Below are 16,381 nucleotides of genomic sequence, written 5' to 3' on the forward strand. Positions count from 1 at the left end.
CTCCGCTGTGCCAGGGCGGCATCCGTGGCCGCGGCATCCCAGAGCAGCACTGGCCGGAGAGTCCCTAGGCCTTGCCCCCGGAAGTGGATCCCTGGCTTCAGAACACCTTCACGGCGAAGGCGCCGCAAGCTGGAATCAGACGTGCGCAGTCGATCCGCCACCTCACGGGTGGTCAACGAGAAATCAGGCATGGTTGGAATAGCTGGAGGGCGGTATCTGGTGGCCCTTGCGCTCAACCATATGGGTGGCAAAACTTGCACCCCCTACCGCCAGAGACGGTGAATAGGCGTCTCGGTACTACTGAATCACTCAAAACGCCTACAGGGCCTGACTTCTCCCCTTGCATCACCGAGTGGGGAAACTGACCAACGTTGAGCACTAGCTCCCGTTGCTGCCTGATTCAGTCTGAAGCCTGCGGACCTTCGCTAGAAGCCCCGGCTGGTCCAACCTTCGCCCATACGTCTGGAGATGCACTGCGGGCGAGTGACCCATCAACTCCGCCGATTCCCGGACATGGAGCCCCAGCTTCTGAGCCAACCTCAGGGCGAAGGCATGCCTCGCGGAGTAGGCGGTCAACTCCGGGTTTAAGGGAATCTCCACAGGCTCCTGGTCCCGCAATCGCCGCAGCTGCTGGGTCAGAACCTGGCCTGGGCTCCTGACGGCCACCATCCCCGGCGGCAATCCGTGGCGCTTCCATCGATCCATCAGCCCGAAGCAATCCGCAGGCCATCCCTCTGGTGGCACAGCAGGCACCGTTCGGGCGCCGCTGCTGCCCTTGCTGGCGCGCTTCGAGCGGGTGACGCGAGCCAGGACCATCATCTCCTCCTGAACCAGGTCCAATCCCTGGAGCTCCGCTGGCCTCAGCCCGAAGCAGATCAGGCAATCCCACGCCACCAGGTCCTTAGGGGCGAGCTTGCTGCTGCGCTTGACCCGTGCCCGAAGCTCCGCAAGCTCCCCATCCGTGAAGCTCCGCACGCCATCCGCCGCGGCCGCGGCCTTGCCATTGCCACGCATGGAGGTGATCTCCTCAGGCCATGGCCATCCGGCCTCCTTCCACAGCCGGCGAAGGCGATCGTGTGCCATTTGCCGGGCCCTGGTCCCCGGCTGCCAGTGGCGCAGCGTGGCCTCCAGCAGTGCCCCTTCATCAGTCCAGGGCTTCTCTGCTGCCACCTCCACAAGCTGCGCCAGGTAGCCCCTGTAAGTGCGGGTCCAGGTATCAGCCCCGATCTTCTCCCCCACCAGCGAGGTCTTCAGCCGATCCACCAGGCGCTGGAGTACAGCAGGAGCCAGGCGCAGGGGGTCCTCCTCTCCAGGAGTTGCCTCAGGATCGGGCCAAGCCCACTGGCCAGCCATCACCCGATCGAACACCGCGCAGCACTCCGCCAGGGCGGCCGCGGCGGTGGCTGGCCCTGGTGATGCGAGCAAGCTGTAGGACCTGCGCTTCAAGGCCTGTTCCGCAGGCTCACCAGGCCTTAGCGGGAGCTCGCTGGAGGTGATCCTCAATTTGTCGCGATGCACCTCAATGAACCAACCGCCACGGCCGCGGCGATGCCGCTTGAAGCCCGCGCTCAGCTCAGCCAGCCACTTGGGACGATCCTTCGCCATTTCCCCCGCTGGTGAAATCTGGGTGAAATCCTGCCAGTTTTCGACGGACACACAAGGGTTCTGGCCAATCTCAACCGATGAGACGACCCAGGGAGAATCCAGGCCCAGACTTGCTCAGAGCCCAGATCCTGCCTGGCTTCTGGAAATGCGCGATGCCGGGTTCGAACCAGCGACATCCTGCTTGTAAGGCAGGCGCTCTACCGCTGAGCTAATCGCGCGCCATAGGCAAAATACACCCTATGGCCCAGGTCCCAATTCGACGCAAGCTGCGCTGGCAACTGGAGGCCCTCGGGGTGCGGCTGCTGCTGCTGGCGCTGCGGGGGCGCTCCCACCGCACCATGGGCCGCAGCATTGGCCAAGCCCACCGGATAGCTAGGCCCTGGCTGGGGCGCCGCCACACCACGGCGATCGCCAACCTGACGCGGGTGTATGGCGAGCAGCTCAGCCAGGGAGAGCGTGAGGCCATCGCCGAGCAGTCGATCAACAGCTTTTTTCTCTCCTGCCTCGAATCGATCATCCAACCGGTTGACGCCTCCTTGATCAGCGCCGAGGGGGAGGGGCTCGAGGAACTGTTGCGGCTGCACCGCCAGGGCCAGGGGGTGATCGTGGGATCGCTGCACCTGGGTTGCTGGGATCTGGGGCTGCGCTGGCTGAGCGAACAGCTGGACACCCCGTCTGTCGTGTATCGCCCCGCCCGCAACCCGTACAGCGACGTGCTGCTCAACCGGGCCCGCCAGGCCAACAGCTACTGCAACTGGATACCCCAGGCTGATGCCAGATCGATGTTGCGCTGCCTGCACCGCGGCGGCAGCCTCGTTGTGATGACCGACCTCTACAGCCGCAGCAGCGAAGTGCAGGTCGACTTCCTCGGCCTGAGCACCAACTTCGTCAAAGGGCCAGCGGCCCTTGCGCAGAAATCGGGTTGCCCCCTGTTTCCCGTGGCCCAGGTGCGGGAAGCCAACGGCCGCTTTCGGCTGATCTTTGGCGCACCGCTATGGCCCGGCCAGGGTGCCGCCGCCCTGAGCGACCAGCTTGCCGCCGTAGCCCGCTGGCACGAACCCCTGATCCAGGCCTATCCGGAGCAGTACTACTGGATCAACCGGCGCTGGCGAACGGGCGATGGCAGCGGTGAGCGGCTGCGGCCCATCGGCCCACCCGGACGCTGATCGATGGCCAGCGGCCGCAGCCACGACCGAGCCACTTGGCTCCTAAGCCTGCCCTTTGGGCTGCTGTGGTGGCCCTGGCTGGGGTTGGCGGGGGTGAGCGTGGCCGGCCTGAGCTTTCTGCTGGGCGGCCTGCTGCTCTCCCCCGACCTCGACACCCGGTCCAACCCCACCCGCCGCTGGGGACCGTTGCGGCTGCTCTGGTGGCCCTACCGCAACCTGCTGCGCCATCGCTCCCTGCTCTCCCACAGTCCCCTGCTGGGCACCAGCGGGCGCCTGGCCTACCTGGCGGCGCTGCTGCTGGTGAGCTGCTTGCTGCTGCAACCCCTCGGTGGGCCAGCACCCCAGCAGCTCCTGGCTACCGCCCAGGCGCTCTGGCAGGGCCAGCGTCCGCTGCTGCTGGCCGCCCTGGTGGGACTGGAGGCCAGCAGCTGGCTGCACCTGATCCAAGATGGCGACCCGATGCCGCGCCTACCCCGCCTGCTGCGCCGCCGCCGCCGATGACCCCCCAGACCCCAGCCCACCTTGAGGCCCTAGCTGAGCTGATCGCCGTGGTGGCTCGCCTGCGCGACCCCGAGGGCGGCTGCCCCTGGGATCTGGCACAAACCCACACCTCCCTGGTGCCCTACGTGCTGGAGGAGGCCCACGAGGTGGCCGATGCCATCCGCTCGGGCGACGACCAGCACCTGGCTGAGGAACTGGGCGACCTACTGCTGCAGGTGGTGCTTCACGCCCAGATCGCCCATGAAGCAGGCAGCTTTGATCTGGCCCAGATCGCTGCAGGCATCAGCGCCAAGCTGATGCGCCGCCATCCCCATGTGTTTGGCGGTGGCGAGCCGGCCAGCTGGGAGGAGATCAAGGCCGCAGAAAAACCCCAGCCCGCCTCCACCAGCCCCCTCAGCGAGCGGCTGGCCAGCAAGGTGCGCGGCCAGCCGGCCCTAGCCGGCGCCATGACGATCTCCAAGCAAGCTGCCGCGGCCGGCTTCGAGTGGGATGACATGGCAGGGGTGTGGGCGAAGGTGCACGAGGAGCTCGACGAGCTCAAGGAGGCTGTGGCCTCCGGGGATCGCCGCCATGCCCAGGAGGAGCTGGGCGACCTGCTGTTCACCCTGGTCAACGTGGCCCGCTGGTGCGGCATCGAACCGGAAGCCGGCCTGGCGGGCACCAACCGCCGCTTCCTCAACCGCTTCTCCCGGGTAGAGGCAGCCCTAGATGGCGACCTAAAGGGCCGCAGCATCGGCGAGCTCGAAGGCCTCTGGCAGCAGGCCAAGGCCCAGATCCGAGCTGAAAACTCGCCAACGCCAGGCCCCTGAGCCTTGAGCGCAACAGCCTCACAACTTCCGTACAACCTGTACAGATTCAGAGACACCCCGCCAACAGCTCAATCCTCCGGCAGAGGACGGGAGCCCCGCTGCCCCTTGATCGCACCGCGCTGTTTTTTGGCGGCCAGGCGCCGCTGCACTGAACCGCGGGTGGGCCGAGTCGCCCGGCGCGGCGGCGGCGGCGGCTTGATCGCCTCCTGCAGCAGCTCCACCAGGCGCCGCTGGGCGGCCACCCGGTTTTGCCATTGGGAGCGATGCTCACTGGCCGCAATCACCACACAGCCCTCCACCAGTTTTCCCTCCAGGCGCTGCAGGGCCCGGGCCTGGAGCGCCGGCGGCAGCGCCTCAGAGGCCGCCAGGTCAAACACCAGCTCCACCCGTGAATCGGTGGTATTCACGTTTTGGCCGCCGGGGCCGGAGGAGCGCGAGAAACGCCAGGCCAGCTCGGCGGCGCCGATCACCAGCGCTGGGGTCAGCCGCAGATCCGCCGTGGGTCGCAGGGGAGCCATGGATTCAGCCTGTCACGGCCAACACACCGGCGATGCGCAAGGCTGGAGAGATTGCAAATTTTGCCCATGGCCTGGATCGACGAGGTCTTCGACGGCGTGCGCTACGGCCTCGAGGGCACGGTGCTCGCCGAAGCCCAGTCAGCCTTCCAGCGGGTGACGATCATCGACAGCCAGCGCTACGGCAAAGGCCTACTTCTCGATGGCTGCTGGATGACGGCCGAGCGCCAGGAGCGGCACTACCACGAAGCGATCGTGCATCCGGCACTCTGTAGCGCCGCGAGCATCGAGCGGGTGCTGGTGATCGGCGGCGGCGATGGCGGCACCGCCCGCGAGTGCCTGCGCCACGCCGGCGTGCAGCAGCTCGACCTGGTGGAGATCGACGGGCTGGTGGTGGAGTGGAGCCAGCAGCACCTGCCCAGCATCGGCGGGGGCTGCTGGAGCGATCCCCGCTTCCAGCTCACCGTCGGCGATGGCATCGCCTGGGCCGCCAATGCCGCCGATGCCAGCTACGACGTGGTGATCGTCGATGGCTCCGACCCCGCCGGCCCGGCCGAAGGCCTGTTCAACCGGGCCTTCTTTGAGCACTGCCGCCGCATCCTGCGGCCCGGCGGCGTGTTCGCCACCCAGAGCGAATCGCCAGAGGCCTTCCGCCAAGTGCACATCGACACGGTGAAGCTGATCCGCGAGGTGTTCGGCCACGCCGATCCGATGTATGGCTGGGTGCCCATGTATCCGAGCGGCTGGTGGAGCTGGACGTTCGCCGCCACAGACGGCCGTCGCTATCTGCAGCCGGATCCCGCCCGCGCCGCGGCCGTCGACTGTGGCTGTGAGATCTGGAGTCCCCGCTGGCAGCGCGGCGCCTTCGACGCCATCCCCGCCGCCATCGAACGGGAGCTGGGCTGATGTTTGACACGGATTTATTTGACACGGATCTCTTTGACCAAGACGGCGCCATTTACATGGCCAGCCAGCGCAATCCGGCCGGCTGCCGCGTGGGTCTGTTCGGCGTTCCCTACGACGGCACCACCTCCTTCCGCCCCGGCACCCGCTTCGGGCCCGCCGCCATCCGCGAGGTGAGCAGCGGCCTGGAGAGCTACTGCCCCCAGCTCGATCGCGACCTGGAAGACCTGGCCTTCGCCGACCTCGGCGCCGTGGACATCCCCTTCGGCGCCCCCGAGCCGGTGGTGGCGGCGGTGAAGCAGGCGACCGAAGCGGTGTTGGCCCTGGGCCTCAAACCCCTGATGCTGGGCGGCGAGCACTCGATCAGCTCCGGCGCCGTGGCGGCTGTGGCGGCCCAGCATCCAGATCTGGTGCTGGTGCAGCTCGATGCCCACGCCGACCTGCGCCACGAATGGCTCGGCGCCCACCACAGCCACGCCTGCGCCATGCGCCGCTGCCTGGAGGTGCTGCCCAGCCAACAGCTGCTTCAGATCGCCATCCGCAGCGGCACCCGCGAGGAATTTGCAGAGCTGCGCAGCAGCAGCCGCCTGGTGGCGATCGAGCGCATGGCCGAGAGCCTGAAGCCCCTGCGCGGCAAACCCCTCTATCTCACGGTGGATCTGGATTGGTTTGATCCGGCGGTGATGGCCGGCACCGGCACCCCCGAGCCCGGCGGCTTCCTGTGGAGGGATTTCGCCGCCCTGGTGGAGGAGCTGCGCCACCACACCCTGGTGGCCGCCGATGTGGTGGAGCTGGCGCCCCAGCTGGATCCCAGCGGCGTCAGCAGCGTTCTGGCCGCCAAGGTGGTGCGCAGCCTGCTGTTCCTGCTCGATCGCTGAGCCGAAAGAGCCTTCAGTAGCAGCAGGTGCCGCTAGTGCGCTGCTCACGCAGGCGCTCATGCTGCTGGCTGATCAACAACATCGCCAGGGTCGGATGGTTGTGCATCAAATTAAGGAAGCGCAGGCGCTCAAGCCTCAGGATTTCAACGGGAGTACGGGCAATGGCTTCGTTGCGATAGATCCCATCACGCCAAACGATGTCCTGATAACTGAAAAGTTCGCCGGGGCGATAACAGAGTTTTTCGCCGGGCTCACCTATCACTTCGATGATGCCGCGGCGCACCGCGAAGATCGAATCGGCCCTAGAGCCCCTAGAAAACACCTTGCCGCCTGTTGGAAGGGTGAGAACCTCGCAATCCACTTGAGCCGACATCAGCTCCAGCGGAGTGGTGATCATCGCCGATGCAACCATGCCTCCTACCCCCTAATCGAAACCCAATCCCCTTAATACAGCTCCAGTGCCCTAGCCGCCTAGTCACAGCGAACACAAAGTGCCAATCGAGCCTCATTTTAGGCCTGAATTACGGATTTTCTTCAGCTTTTGCCCAGGAGCGCTTCCAAGCTGAGCTGCTGGTTCAGCGGGGCCGGTGCCTCCCCAGCTGCCGCAGCAGCGATCATCAAGGGCAGCCGCGGTGGACGGGCCGTCCAGTGATGGCACCACAGCTCCAAAGCCAATTCGGGATGAATCGGTAACTGGCGTAGCTGGCACCAGCCGAATTCAGCGCCACTGGGTGGGGCGCAATGGCGGCAGCTGCGGCAGCAAGGGCGCTGACCCATCCGAGGGAGAGATCTGGTCTCTAAAGGTATGGACGATTGGCCAAAGTGGCAGCGGATCAACCGAATCTTCCAGGTTCCTTATTGATTCCCGCAGGCCTGCATATGATTCGTCCATGGGTTTAGATCGCACACCTCTATTCGAGGCGAGCCGAGCTGCTGGGGGCCGGATGGTGCCTTTCGCCGGCTGGGAGATGGCCGTGCAATTTGAGGGCTTGGTGGCAGAGCACCAGGCCGTACGCCGCAGCTGCGGTGTTTTCGATATCTCTCACATGGGGGTGCTGACCCTGCGGGGCGAAGGCGCCAAAGACGCCCTGCAGGGGCTAGTGCCAACCGATCTGTTTCGCATAGGCCCCGGTGAGGCCTGTTACACGGTGCTGCTCAACGAGCAGGGCGGCATCCGCGACGACCTGATCGTTTACGACCGGGGCTGGCAGGCAGATGGCCAGTGCCACGAATTGCTATTGGTGATTAATGCTGCCTGCGCCGCAGCCGACACCACCTGGATCCGCAGCCAGCTAGAGCCCCTTGGCATCAATGTTGAAGACCGCAAGGGTGATGGCGTGCTGCTGGCCCTCCAGGGCCCAGAGGCAGCCGCCAGGCTGGAGGAGTTGGCAGGAGGCAACCTGAGCGGCCTGCCCCGCTTCGGCCACCGGGAGCTGAATCTGGCTGGCGCCAACGCCTTTGTGGGCCGCACTGGTTACACCGGCGAAGACGGCTTCGAACTGCTGCTGAACCGGCCAGACGGCCTGCTCCTGTGGGACAAATTGCTGGCCAGCGGCGTCAGCCCCTGCGGCCTCGGCGCCCGCGACACCCTGCGCCTAGAGGCGGCCATGCACCTCTACGGCCACGAGCTGGATGAGCACACGACACCCCTGGAGGCCGGCCTGGGCTGGCTGGTGCACCTGGAGATGCCCAAAGCCTTCATCGGCCGCGAAGTGCTGGAGCGCCAGAGCGCCGCAGGGGTCCAGCGGCGCCTGGTGGGATTGAAGCTGCAGGGCCGCGCCATCGCCCGCCATGGCTACCCGGTGCTGGCTGCCGGGGCGCCAGTAGCTAGTGAGCCGGTGGGGCAAATCACCAGCGGCAGCTGGTCACCCAGCCTCGAAGAAGCGATCGCCCTGGCCTACGTGCCAGCCAGCGCCGCCAAGCTGGGCACCGAGCTGGCGGTGCAGATTCGCGGCAAGGCCGAGCCAGCGCTGGTGGTCAAACGCCCCTTCTACAGGCGCTGACGCCCCGGGTGGGACAATCGCCCATTGCTCTCTCCACCTCCTCAGCATGCGCAGCCACGGATGCGGCGACCTGCGTCACGACGCCAGCGGCCAGGCAGTGCAGCTCTGCGGCTGGGTAGACCGTTGCCGTGACCACGGCGGCGTGATTTTTGTCGACCTGCGCGACAGCAGCGGCAGCGTGCAGATCACCGTCGATCCCGACAATGGTGCCGAGATGTTCGCCATAGCGGAGCACCTGCGCAACGAAACGGTGATTCAGGTGGCAGGCAAGGTGCGGGAGCGACCCGCCGATGCCGTCAACGACCGACTGGCCACCGGCCGCATCGAAGTGCTGGCCAGCGCCATCACCGTGCTCAACGCCGTCAAGGGCAACCTGCCCTTCCCCGTGTCGGTGCACGACGAAGAGAACACCCGCGAAGAGCTGCGGCTGCGCCACCGCTACCTCGACCTGCGCCGCGAGCGCATGAACAGCAACCTGCGCCTGCGCCACCGCACCGTTCAGGCGATGCGCCGCTTCCTGGAAGACCAGGGCTTTATCGAGGTGGAAACCCCGGTGCTCACCCGCTCCACCCCCGAGGGCGCCCGCGACTACCTGGTGCCCAGCCGGGTCTGCGGTGGTGAGTGGTTTGCCCTGCCCCAGTCGCCCCAACTGTTTAAGCAGCTGCTGATGGTGGGCGGCCTGGAGCGCTACTACCAGGTGGCCCGCTGCTTCCGCGACGAAGATCTGCGCGCCGATCGCCAGCCGGAATTCACCCAGCTGGACATCGAAATGAGCTTCATGGACCAAGAGCAGATCCTGGAGCTCAACGAGGCCCTGATCGCCTCGATCTGGAAGGCCGTGAAAGGGGTGGAGCTGCCTCTGCCCTTCCCGCGCCTTACCTGGCATGAGGCCATGGCCCGCTACGGCACCGATCGCCCCGACACCCGCTACGGACTGGAGCTCACCGACGTGAGCGACCTAGTGGCCGGCATGGGCTTCAAGGTGTTCAGCGGCGCGGTGGCCGCCGGCGGCTCGGTGAAGTGCATCGCCGTGCCCGGCGGCAACGACGCCATCAGCAACGTGCGCATCAAGCCCGGCGGCGATGTGTTCAGCGAGGCCCAGAAAGCTGGGGCCGGCGGCCTGGCCTTCATCCGCGTGCGCGAGGGCGGCGAGATCGACACGATCGGCGCCATCAAGGACAACCTCTCCGAGGCCACGAAGGCGGAACTGCTGGAGCGCAGCGGTGCCGCCCCCGGCACCCTGCTGCTGTTCGGCGCCGGAGACACCGCCACGGTGAATAAGGCCCTCGATCGGGTGCGTCAGTTTCTGGCCCGCGAGCTCGGCCTAGTGCCGGCCGACCGTGACAACGACCAGTGGAATTTCCTCTGGGTGGTGGATTTCCCAATGTTTGAGTTCAACGCCGGCGAAAACCGCCTCGAGGCCCTGCACCACCCCTTCTGCGCCCCCAACGCAGGCGACCTTGGGGGAGATCCGGCCGCCTGGGCCCACACCCTGCCCACGGCCCGCGCCCAGGCCTACGACCTGGTGCTCAACGGTCTGGAACTGGGCGGCGGCTCGCTGCGCATCCACGATTCGGCCCTGCAGCGCCAGGTGCTGCAAACCATTGGTCTGCCCCTGGAGGAGGCCAACCAGCAATTCGGCTTCCTGATGGACGCCCTCGACATGGGTGCCCCACCCCACGGCGGCCTGGCCTACGGCGTAGATCGGATTGTGATGCTGCTAGCGGGCGAGGAATCGATCCGCGACACGATCGCCTTCCCCAAGACCCAGCAGGCCCGCTGCCTGATGACCCAGGCCCCGGCCGGGGTGGCCGACAAGCAGCTGGAGGAGCTGCACGTGGCCAGCACCTGGGTGGACGAAGACGAAAGCTGAAGCCCATAGGCACAGCTGAAAGCCGAAACAAATCGGGGGATTTGGCGCAACAGCTGCCCAGCGCAGCAACGGTGAAGCACCAGTAATCCATCGGGCGTGCCCCACACCCCCGCCAACACCGATCCGGTGCGGCTCTACCTGCAGGACATCGGCCGGGTGGGCCTGCTTACCCAGGAGCAGGAGCTCACCTTGGCTCGGCTGGTGCAGCGGCGTGAACAGCTAATACGCGAGGGCGAACCGGACAAAGACGAATTGGACGAAGTGGCCGCCAAGGAGCGACGGCTGGCCCTACACCGTGGCAAAAGGGCCAAGGAGCGGATGATCCAGGCCAATCTGCGGCTGGTGGTGTCAGTCGCCAAGAAGTATCAGCGCCGGGGGATGGACCTGCTGGATCTGGTGCAGGAGGGCACCCTGGGCCTGGAGCGGGCAGTCGAGCGCTACGACCCCACCAGGGGTTTTCGCTTCAGCACCTACGCCTACTGGTGGATTCGCCAGGGCATCACCCGGGCCCTTGCCAGCCAGAGCCGCACGATCCGGCTGCCGGTGCACATCACCGAGAAGCTCAACCGAATTAAACGGGCCCAGCGTGAACTCAGCGCCCGCCTGGGCCGCCTGCCCTGCGTGGCTGAAATCGCCCAGGAGCTGAATCTCAGCGAAGCGATGATCCGCGAAACCCTGCTGCAGCTGCCGAAACCCTTCTCCCTGGAGGCCCGGGTAGGCAAGGAACACGACACGCAGCTCGGCGACCTACTGGAAGACCGCCATGACACTCCAGAGCAGGAACTCACCCGCGAACAGCTACACAACGACCTCGAGGCCCTGCTCGCAGACCTGAGCAGCCGTGAAGCCGAGGTGATCCGGCAACGCTTCGGGCTAGTAGACGACACTCCCCGCACCCTCAATGAGATCGGCGCTGCCATGCAGCTCTCCCGGGAGCGGGTGCAGCAGATTGAATCACGGGCCCTGCTGAAGTTGCGCCAACCCCAAAACCGCTGCCGCGTGAAGGATTACCTGGGCAACCTCGACTAAACCAGCCCATCCGGGCTACAACGAAGTCACTACGTATAAGTTGCCATGGCAACCGACATTGACATCGGCATCCCGGAAGCCCAGCGGCTGGAGATCGCCGCAGGCCTGGGTCGCGTACTGGCCGACAGCACCGTGCTCTACGCCAAAACCCACGGCTTCCACTGGAATGTCACCGGGCCGATGTTCAACACCCTGCACCTGATGTTTATGGGGCAGTACACCGAGCTCTGGAACGCCCTAGACGCCATCGCCGAGCGCATCCGCACCCTTGGCTGCCCGGCCCCCTTTGGCGGTGCCACCTACGGCCAGCTCTCCTCAATCGCCGAAACCCAGGGCATCCCGGCAGCCTTGGAGATGGTGCGCGAGCTGGTGCTGGGCCACGAGGCGGTAGCCCGCACCATCCGCGGCGTCATGGTCACCGCCGAAGAAGCCAACGACCAACCCACCGCCGACCTGCTCACCCAGCGGCTGCAGATCCACGAGAAGACCGCTTGGATGCTGCGCAGCTTGCTGGAGGCGTAATCCGCTGGGGTGCTTGGCGTCGGCCGGTCGGCGCCCGCTGCGCGGGCAATACCGGCCTCTAACCAAGCATCCCAGCGGACCAAGCAGCCTCAGCAGGGAGGGCCGAGCCTTTCAACACCCGAACCAGACCCCAAGAACGCATGTGTCTCCTGCGGGATCTGGCTGCGGTGAGCGCGGTGTTGCCCGCGCAGCGGGCGTGACCGCCGAACCCAGCCAGCCCCGCAAGGAGCCAGCCCCGCTGGCAGCGCCCGGTACATTAAAGATTCGGCTGGCGGGATATGAGCAAGTTCGTTTTCGTGACCGGCGGCGTGGTGTCAAGCATCGGCAAGGGCATCGTGGCCGCCAGCCTGGGGCGCCTGCTCAAGAGCCGGGGCTACAGCGTTTCGATCCTCAAGCTCGACCCTTATTTGAACGTCGATCCGGGCACGATGAGCCCGTACCAACACGGTGAGGTATTCGTCACCGAGGACGGCGCCGAGACCGACCTGGATCTGGGCCACTACGAACGCTTTACCGACACCGCCATGTCGCGCCTCAACAGCGTGACCACCGGCTCGATTTACCAGTCGGTGATTAACAAGGAGCGCCGCGGCGACTACAACGGCGGCACCGTGCAGGTGATCCCCCACATCACCCGCGAAATCCGCGAGCGCATCCATCGGGTAGCAGCCAACAGCAATGCCGACGTGGTGATCGGCGAAATCGGTGGCACAGTGGGCGACATCGAATCACTGCCGTTTCTGGAGGCGATCCGGGAATTCCGCGGCGATGTGGGCCGCCAAGACCTGGCTTACGTGCACGTCACCCTGCTGCCCTTCATCGGCGTTTCGGGGGAGCTCAAGACCAAGCCCACCCAGCACTCGGTGAAGGAATTGCGCTCAATCGGCATCCAGCCCGATGTGCTGGTGTGCCGCAGCGACCGGCCCGTGAGCGACGAACTGCGCCGCAAAATCGGTGGCTTCTGCGGCGTGCCGCAGCGGGCCGTGATCCAGGCCCTGGACGCCGACAGCATCTATGCGGTGCCGCTGGCGATGGAGCAGGAGGGGCTCTGCCGCGAGGTGCTCGATGTGCTGCAGCTCAGCAACGCTGAAAGTGACATGGCCCGCTGGCAGGAGCTGGTGACCAAACTGCGCCACCCAGGCCCGGCGGTGAAGGTGGCGCTGGTGGGCAAGTACGTGCAGCTCAACGACGCCTACCTATCGGTGGTAGAGGCCCTGCGCCACGCCTGCCTGGATCGGGATGCTTCGCTTGATCTGCACTGGGTATGCGCCGAGCAGCTCGAAAGCCAAGGCGCGGAAGCTCTGCTGGCCGGCATGGATGCGGTGGTGGTGCCCGGCGGCTTCGGCAACCGGGGTGTGGACGGCAAGGTGGCGGCAATCCGCTGGGCGCGGGAACAGCGGGTGCCCTTCCTGGGCCTGTGCCTAGGCATGCAGTGCGCCGTGATCGAGTGGGCACGCAACCAGGCGGGTCTGGAGGGCGCCACCAGCGCCGAGCTGGATGCCAACACGCCTCATCCAGTAATCCACCTCCTGCCCGAGCAGCAGGATGTAGTGGATCTAGGCGGCACGATGCGCCTGGGCGTTTATCCCTGCCGCCTGGCCGCAGGCACCATGGCTCACCGCCTTTATGGCGATGAAGTTGTATACGAACGCCACCGTCATCGCTACGAATTCAACAACGCCTACCGCAGCCTCTTCACCGAATCAGGCTACACAATCAGCGGCACTTCGCCAGATGGCCGCTTAGTTGAATTAATTGAGTTGCAGAGCCACCCATTTTTCACAGCCTGCCAATATCACCCCGAATTTCTCTCTCGCCCAGGCAAGCCTCACCCCCTATTTAGGGGGTTGATCGAGGCCGCCCAGCAGCGCTTGCCGCAGCAAGGCTGATCAGATCTGCTTGAGGGAGTCTGTTTTATCTTTAAATTCTCCAAGCAGAAGTTGCAAGTAAGTAACCTTGCGCAGCTTGATATTGGCCGTGAGTGACATCCCCACCTGCAAAGGCAGGCTCTTGCCTGATTTCAGCTTGAGCTGCTGGGTGTCGAGAGCAATCGTAGCCGGAAAGCGATAGGTCTGATTGCGCTCATCCGGGGGCAAGGCATCGGATCCAATGCCCTTAACGGTGCCAAGCAGCACTCCGAAATCGGTTGCAGGGAAGGAATCGATGCTGATATCGGCAGGGCGACCAACTCGCACAAAGCCGATATCGCTGCTCTCAATCTCCACCTTGGCCTGGAGCGCGTCATAGGGAACAATCTTCATCACCGGCTCACTGCCTTGGGCTACAAAGCCTGGGCCGGTAGGCTTGAGATCAAATACCACCCCATCCACCGGGGAGCGCACATCCTGGTAGCGGATGTTGACCTGCAATTCAATGAGCTGGCTGCCCAAGTCGGCCAGCTCTCCTTTGATTTGCTCCAGCGCCTGCTCAAGGATCGCGATTTGACGCAGGCGGTCGACCTTGAGCTTGGCGAGCTCGCCATCTACCTCACGTACCTTGTTGCGCTGTTGCAAATACTGCAATTCTGCGGAGGCTCCAACTGCCTTGAGAACCTCAAGCCGCTGCAGGATCTCGGTTTCAAGCACAAAGTTCTGCCGGGTCACCGACTGCTCGGTGTCATTGAGGTTGAGATAGCGAGCCAGCTCCACCTGCTTGAGACGCAACTGGGCCTGCTTAGCGGTGATAGTGGTGCGCAAACTTTCTTGCCGGTCGAGGGTGGCCTCGTTATCAAGGCGCAGCAAAACCTGGCCCTTGTTGACCCGCTGCCCATCCTTGACGAGCATGGTCTGGAGCACACCACCAACCGGCATCTGGATAGTTTTGACATCACCGATCGGCTGCAACTTGCCAGGGGCAACCACCACCTCGTCGGTTTTGGCGAGGGCAAGCCAGGCCAGGCCAGCCGCCGTGGTGCCTAGCAGGGCCCAAGTGATGGCACGGGCTAGGAAGCGCGACTGCTGAAGCGCCATCTCCTCATGACTGGTTTGAACCCGGCGCTCAATGGCGTTCTGAGCACGGCGCACAATCGACATCAGTTGGACTCCTGCTGGCGGTAGAGGGCGTAGTAGCGACCTCGCCGCTCCATCAGCTCATCGTGGGTGCCCGTTTCCACGACAGCTCCTTCGTGCAGCATCACAATCAAATCTGCCCTGCGGATGGTGGAGAGCCGGTGCGTGATGAAGAAAACAGTGCAGTGCTTGAGATTGTCGACCAAGTTGTCGCAAACCCGCCGCTCAGTGTCGTAATCGAGGGCGCTAGTTGCTTCATCGAGCACTAGCAGCCGCGGCTGGGAAAGCAGGGTACGGGCCAAAGCCAGCCGCTGCCGCTGACCGCCGGAGAGGCCAGCGCCTCGCTCGCCCACAGTGCTGCTGTAACCAGCGGGCAACTCCATGATGAAGTCGTGGGCGCAGGCCAACCGGGCAGCCTGCACGATGGAATCACTGCTGGCATCTGGATCGGTGAGGGCAATGTTCTCTGCCACCGTGCCGGTGAAAAGCAGGGGCTCCTGAGGCACGATGCCGATCTGGCGCCGCAGTGAATAAAGCTCAACTTTGTCGATGTCGTAGTTGTCAATCAGGATGCGACCGCTGCCTGGGGAATAGAGGCGAGCCAACATTTTGGTGAGGGTGCTCTTACCGCTACCGCTCTGGCCCACCACGCCCACAAAGGTGCCGGCGGCGATAGTTAAGTCGATATGACGCAACACCTGGGCGCCCTGGGGAGTGAAGGAGAAACAGAGGTCGTCGAAGCGCACCTCGCCAGCAATGGGCGGCAGAGGAATCTTCTGCTTATCGGCCTCGTCTGATTCCTCCGGGGTATCGACGACATCGGCAAGCCGCTCAAACGAAACCTTGAGCTCCTGAATGCTCTGCCAGATCGAAGAGAGCCGCAGTAGGGGCTGGGTGACGTAGCCAGAGATGATCCGGAAGGCGATCAGCTGGCCAAGGGTCATGTCACCAGAGAGCACCAAAGAAGCACCAACCCAGAGGACCAGCAGCTGGGAAAGCTTCTGCAAGACCTGGGAGGTTTCACTAAGGGCCGTACCGGTGATGGTTTTTTCAAAACTGCGGGAGATGTACTTGCCGTAAAGGTCTTGCCACTTCCAGCGGCTGATCATCTCGACGTTTTGAGCCTTCACCGTCTGGATGCCGGTGAGCACCTCCACTAAATGGCTCTGAGTTCGGGCGTTCTCCTGGGCCGCATCGCGGTATTGACGGCGGAACAGGGGTGCACCAAGCACGGTGAGACCAATCTGAATCGGCAGCACGCACAGGGCGATCAAGGTGAGCAGCCAGCTGTAGAGAAGCATCACGGCGATATAGATCACCGAGAAGGCCGTATCGAGCAAGGTTGTGAGCGCCTGGCCGGTAAGGAAATTACGGATCTTCTCCAGCTCGGCAATCCGGGTGCCGAGTTCACCCACGGGGCGGCGGTCGAAATAATTGAGAGGTAATCGAAGCAGGTGGTCGATCACCTCGGCGCCGAGTCGCAGATCGATGCGGTTGGTGGTTTCGCTGAATAGGAAGGTGCGCAAGGCACCGATCACTCCCTCCATCAAGGTCACCACTACCAGGGCA

General features: G+C 64.6%; 16 protein-coding genes and 1 tRNA gene. 10 read left to right on the top strand and 7 right to left on the bottom strand.

What is annotated here, in order from left to right; translation table 11 throughout:
- Positions 1–378: 378 nt before the first annotated feature.
- The gene (locus AC01FP_RS12955) at positions 379–1,656 is read right to left on the bottom strand and encodes a hypothetical protein (RefSeq protein WP_474480766.1); all 1,278 of its coding nucleotides are present in this window, start codon (positions 1,654–1,656) and stop codon (positions 379–381) included.
- 95 nt (positions 1,657–1,751) lie between these two features.
- Positions 1,752–1,823: transfer RNA gene (locus AC01FP_RS12960), tRNA-Val, on the bottom strand.
- Positions 1,824–1,844: 21 nt separating this feature from the next.
- Between AC01FP_RS12960 and AC01FP_RS12965 the strand changes: the two genes are divergently transcribed.
- From AC01FP_RS12965 to mazG, 3 genes are read left to right on the top strand one after another with little or no spacing between them, the layout of a single operon-like run.
- Positions 1,845–2,771, top strand: coding sequence for a lysophospholipid acyltransferase family protein (locus AC01FP_RS12965; RefSeq protein WP_474480767.1), 927 nt, complete (start codon positions 1,845–1,847; stop codon positions 2,769–2,771).
- 3 nt (positions 2,772–2,774) lie between these two features.
- Positions 2,775–3,272: a DUF2227 family putative metal-binding protein gene (locus AC01FP_RS12970; protein ID WP_474480768.1), complete on the top strand. Its 498-nt coding sequence runs from the start codon at positions 2,775–2,777 to the stop codon at positions 3,270–3,272.
- Entirely contained in the window at positions 3,269–4,081 is an 813-nt protein-coding gene (mazG, locus tag AC01FP_RS12975; protein WP_474480769.1) for a nucleoside triphosphate pyrophosphohydrolase, read from the top strand. The genes AC01FP_RS12970 and mazG overlap by 4 nt, the downstream gene beginning before the upstream one ends.
- 68 nt (positions 4,082–4,149) lie before the next feature.
- Here mazG and arfB read toward each other — a convergent pair whose 3' ends face one another.
- Positions 4,150–4,599, bottom strand: coding sequence for an alternative ribosome rescue aminoacyl-tRNA hydrolase ArfB (gene arfB, locus AC01FP_RS12980; RefSeq protein ID WP_474480771.1), 450 nt, complete (start codon positions 4,597–4,599; stop codon positions 4,150–4,152).
- 66 nt (positions 4,600–4,665) lie between these two features.
- Between arfB and speE the strand changes: the two genes are divergently transcribed.
- Together speE and speB are read left to right on the top strand one after the other, a co-directional pair.
- The gene (gene speE, locus AC01FP_RS12985; protein WP_474480773.1) at positions 4,666–5,502 is read left to right on the top strand and encodes a polyamine aminopropyltransferase; all 837 of its coding nucleotides are present in this window, start codon (positions 4,666–4,668) and stop codon (positions 5,500–5,502) included.
- Positions 5,502–6,377 carry an agmatinase gene (gene speB, locus AC01FP_RS12990; protein ID WP_474480774.1) on the top strand — a complete coding sequence of 292 codons (876 nt, stop codon included), beginning with the start codon at positions 5,502–5,504 and terminating at the stop codon, positions 6,375–6,377. Before speE ends, speB begins: the two co-directional genes overlap by 1 nt.
- Before the next feature lie 13 nt (positions 6,378–6,390).
- On the opposite strand, the gene AC01FP_RS12995 is transcribed toward speB, so the two are convergent.
- The gene (locus AC01FP_RS12995; protein WP_474480776.1) at positions 6,391–6,789 is read right to left on the bottom strand and encodes a cyclic nucleotide-binding domain-containing protein; all 399 of its coding nucleotides are present in this window, start codon (positions 6,787–6,789) and stop codon (positions 6,391–6,393) included.
- A 122-nt stretch (positions 6,790–6,911) separates the two neighbouring features.
- Positions 6,912–7,154, bottom strand: coding sequence for a hypothetical protein (locus AC01FP_RS13000; protein WP_474480777.1), 243 nt, complete (start codon positions 7,152–7,154; stop codon positions 6,912–6,914).
- A 113-nt stretch (positions 7,155–7,267) separates the two neighbouring features.
- Between AC01FP_RS13000 and gcvT the strand changes: the two genes are divergently transcribed.
- From gcvT to AC01FP_RS13025, 5 genes are all read left to right on the top strand, one after another.
- Positions 7,268–8,380 carry a glycine cleavage system aminomethyltransferase GcvT gene (gcvT, locus tag AC01FP_RS13005; protein ID WP_474480778.1) on the top strand — a complete coding sequence of 371 codons (1,113 nt, stop codon included), beginning with the start codon at positions 7,268–7,270 and terminating at the stop codon, positions 8,378–8,380.
- Between the two features lie 46 nt (positions 8,381–8,426).
- Positions 8,427–10,253: an aspartate--tRNA ligase gene (gene aspS, locus AC01FP_RS13010; RefSeq protein WP_474480780.1), complete on the top strand. Its 1,827-nt coding sequence runs from the start codon at positions 8,427–8,429 to the stop codon at positions 10,251–10,253.
- A gap of 96 nt (positions 10,254–10,349) precedes the next feature.
- On the top strand, positions 10,350–11,282 hold the full coding sequence (locus AC01FP_RS13015; RefSeq protein ID WP_474480782.1) for an RNA polymerase sigma factor, RpoD/SigA family: 933 nt from the start codon (positions 10,350–10,352) through the stop codon (positions 11,280–11,282).
- A gap of 45 nt (positions 11,283–11,327) precedes the next feature.
- The gene (locus AC01FP_RS13020; protein ID WP_474480783.1) at positions 11,328–11,804 is read left to right on the top strand and encodes a Dps family protein; all 477 of its coding nucleotides are present in this window, start codon (positions 11,328–11,330) and stop codon (positions 11,802–11,804) included.
- 278 nt (positions 11,805–12,082) lie between these two features.
- A complete protein-coding gene (locus AC01FP_RS13025; protein WP_474480785.1) occupies positions 12,083–13,693 on the top strand; it encodes a CTP synthase in 1,611 nt (536 codons plus the stop codon).
- Here the strand turns inward: AC01FP_RS13025 and AC01FP_RS13030 are convergent, their stop codons facing one another.
- The gene (locus AC01FP_RS13030) at positions 13,694–14,836 is read right to left on the bottom strand and encodes an HlyD family secretion protein (protein WP_474480787.1); all 1,143 of its coding nucleotides are present in this window, start codon (positions 14,834–14,836) and stop codon (positions 13,694–13,696) included.
- Positions 14,836–16,381: peptidase domain-containing ABC transporter (locus AC01FP_RS13035; RefSeq protein WP_474480789.1), on the bottom strand; the 1,546-nt coding region annotated here is incomplete at its 5' end. The genes AC01FP_RS13030 and AC01FP_RS13035, both read right to left, overlap by 1 nt.

The organism is Cyanobium sp. NIVA-CYA 375 (genome assembly GCF_056108345.1).

Coding starts and splice junctions, on each gene's coding strand:
- AC01FP_RS12965 (WP_474480767.1), top strand. CDS start 1,845: ATGGCCCAGGTCCCAATTCGACGCAAGCTGCGCTGGCAACTGGAGGCC.
- AC01FP_RS12970 (WP_474480768.1), top strand. CDS start 2,775: ATGGCCAGCGGCCGCAGCCACGACCGAGCCACTTGGCTCCTAAGCCTG.
- mazG (WP_474480769.1), top strand. CDS start 3,269: ATGACCCCCCAGACCCCAGCCCACCTTGAGGCCCTAGCTGAGCTGATC.
- arfB (WP_474480771.1), bottom strand. CDS start 4,599: ATGGCTCCCCTGCGACCCACGGCGGATCTGCGGCTGACCCCAGCGCTG.
- speE (WP_474480773.1), top strand. CDS start 4,666: ATGGCCTGGATCGACGAGGTCTTCGACGGCGTGCGCTACGGCCTCGAG.
- speB (WP_474480774.1), top strand. CDS start 5,502: ATGTTTGACACGGATTTATTTGACACGGATCTCTTTGACCAAGACGGC.
- AC01FP_RS12995 (WP_474480776.1), bottom strand. CDS start 6,789: ATGGTTGCATCGGCGATGATCACCACTCCGCTGGAGCTGATGTCGGCT.
- AC01FP_RS13000 (WP_474480777.1), bottom strand. CDS start 7,154: ATGGGTCAGCGCCCTTGCTGCCGCAGCTGCCGCCATTGCGCCCCACCC.
- gcvT (WP_474480778.1), top strand. CDS start 7,268: ATGGGTTTAGATCGCACACCTCTATTCGAGGCGAGCCGAGCTGCTGGG.
- aspS (WP_474480780.1), top strand. CDS start 8,427: ATGCGCAGCCACGGATGCGGCGACCTGCGTCACGACGCCAGCGGCCAG.
- AC01FP_RS13020 (WP_474480783.1), top strand. CDS start 11,328: ATGGCAACCGACATTGACATCGGCATCCCGGAAGCCCAGCGGCTGGAG.
- AC01FP_RS13025 (WP_474480785.1), top strand. CDS start 12,083: ATGAGCAAGTTCGTTTTCGTGACCGGCGGCGTGGTGTCAAGCATCGGC.
- AC01FP_RS13030 (WP_474480787.1), bottom strand. CDS start 14,836: ATGTCGATTGTGCGCCGTGCTCAGAACGCCATTGAGCGCCGGGTTCAA.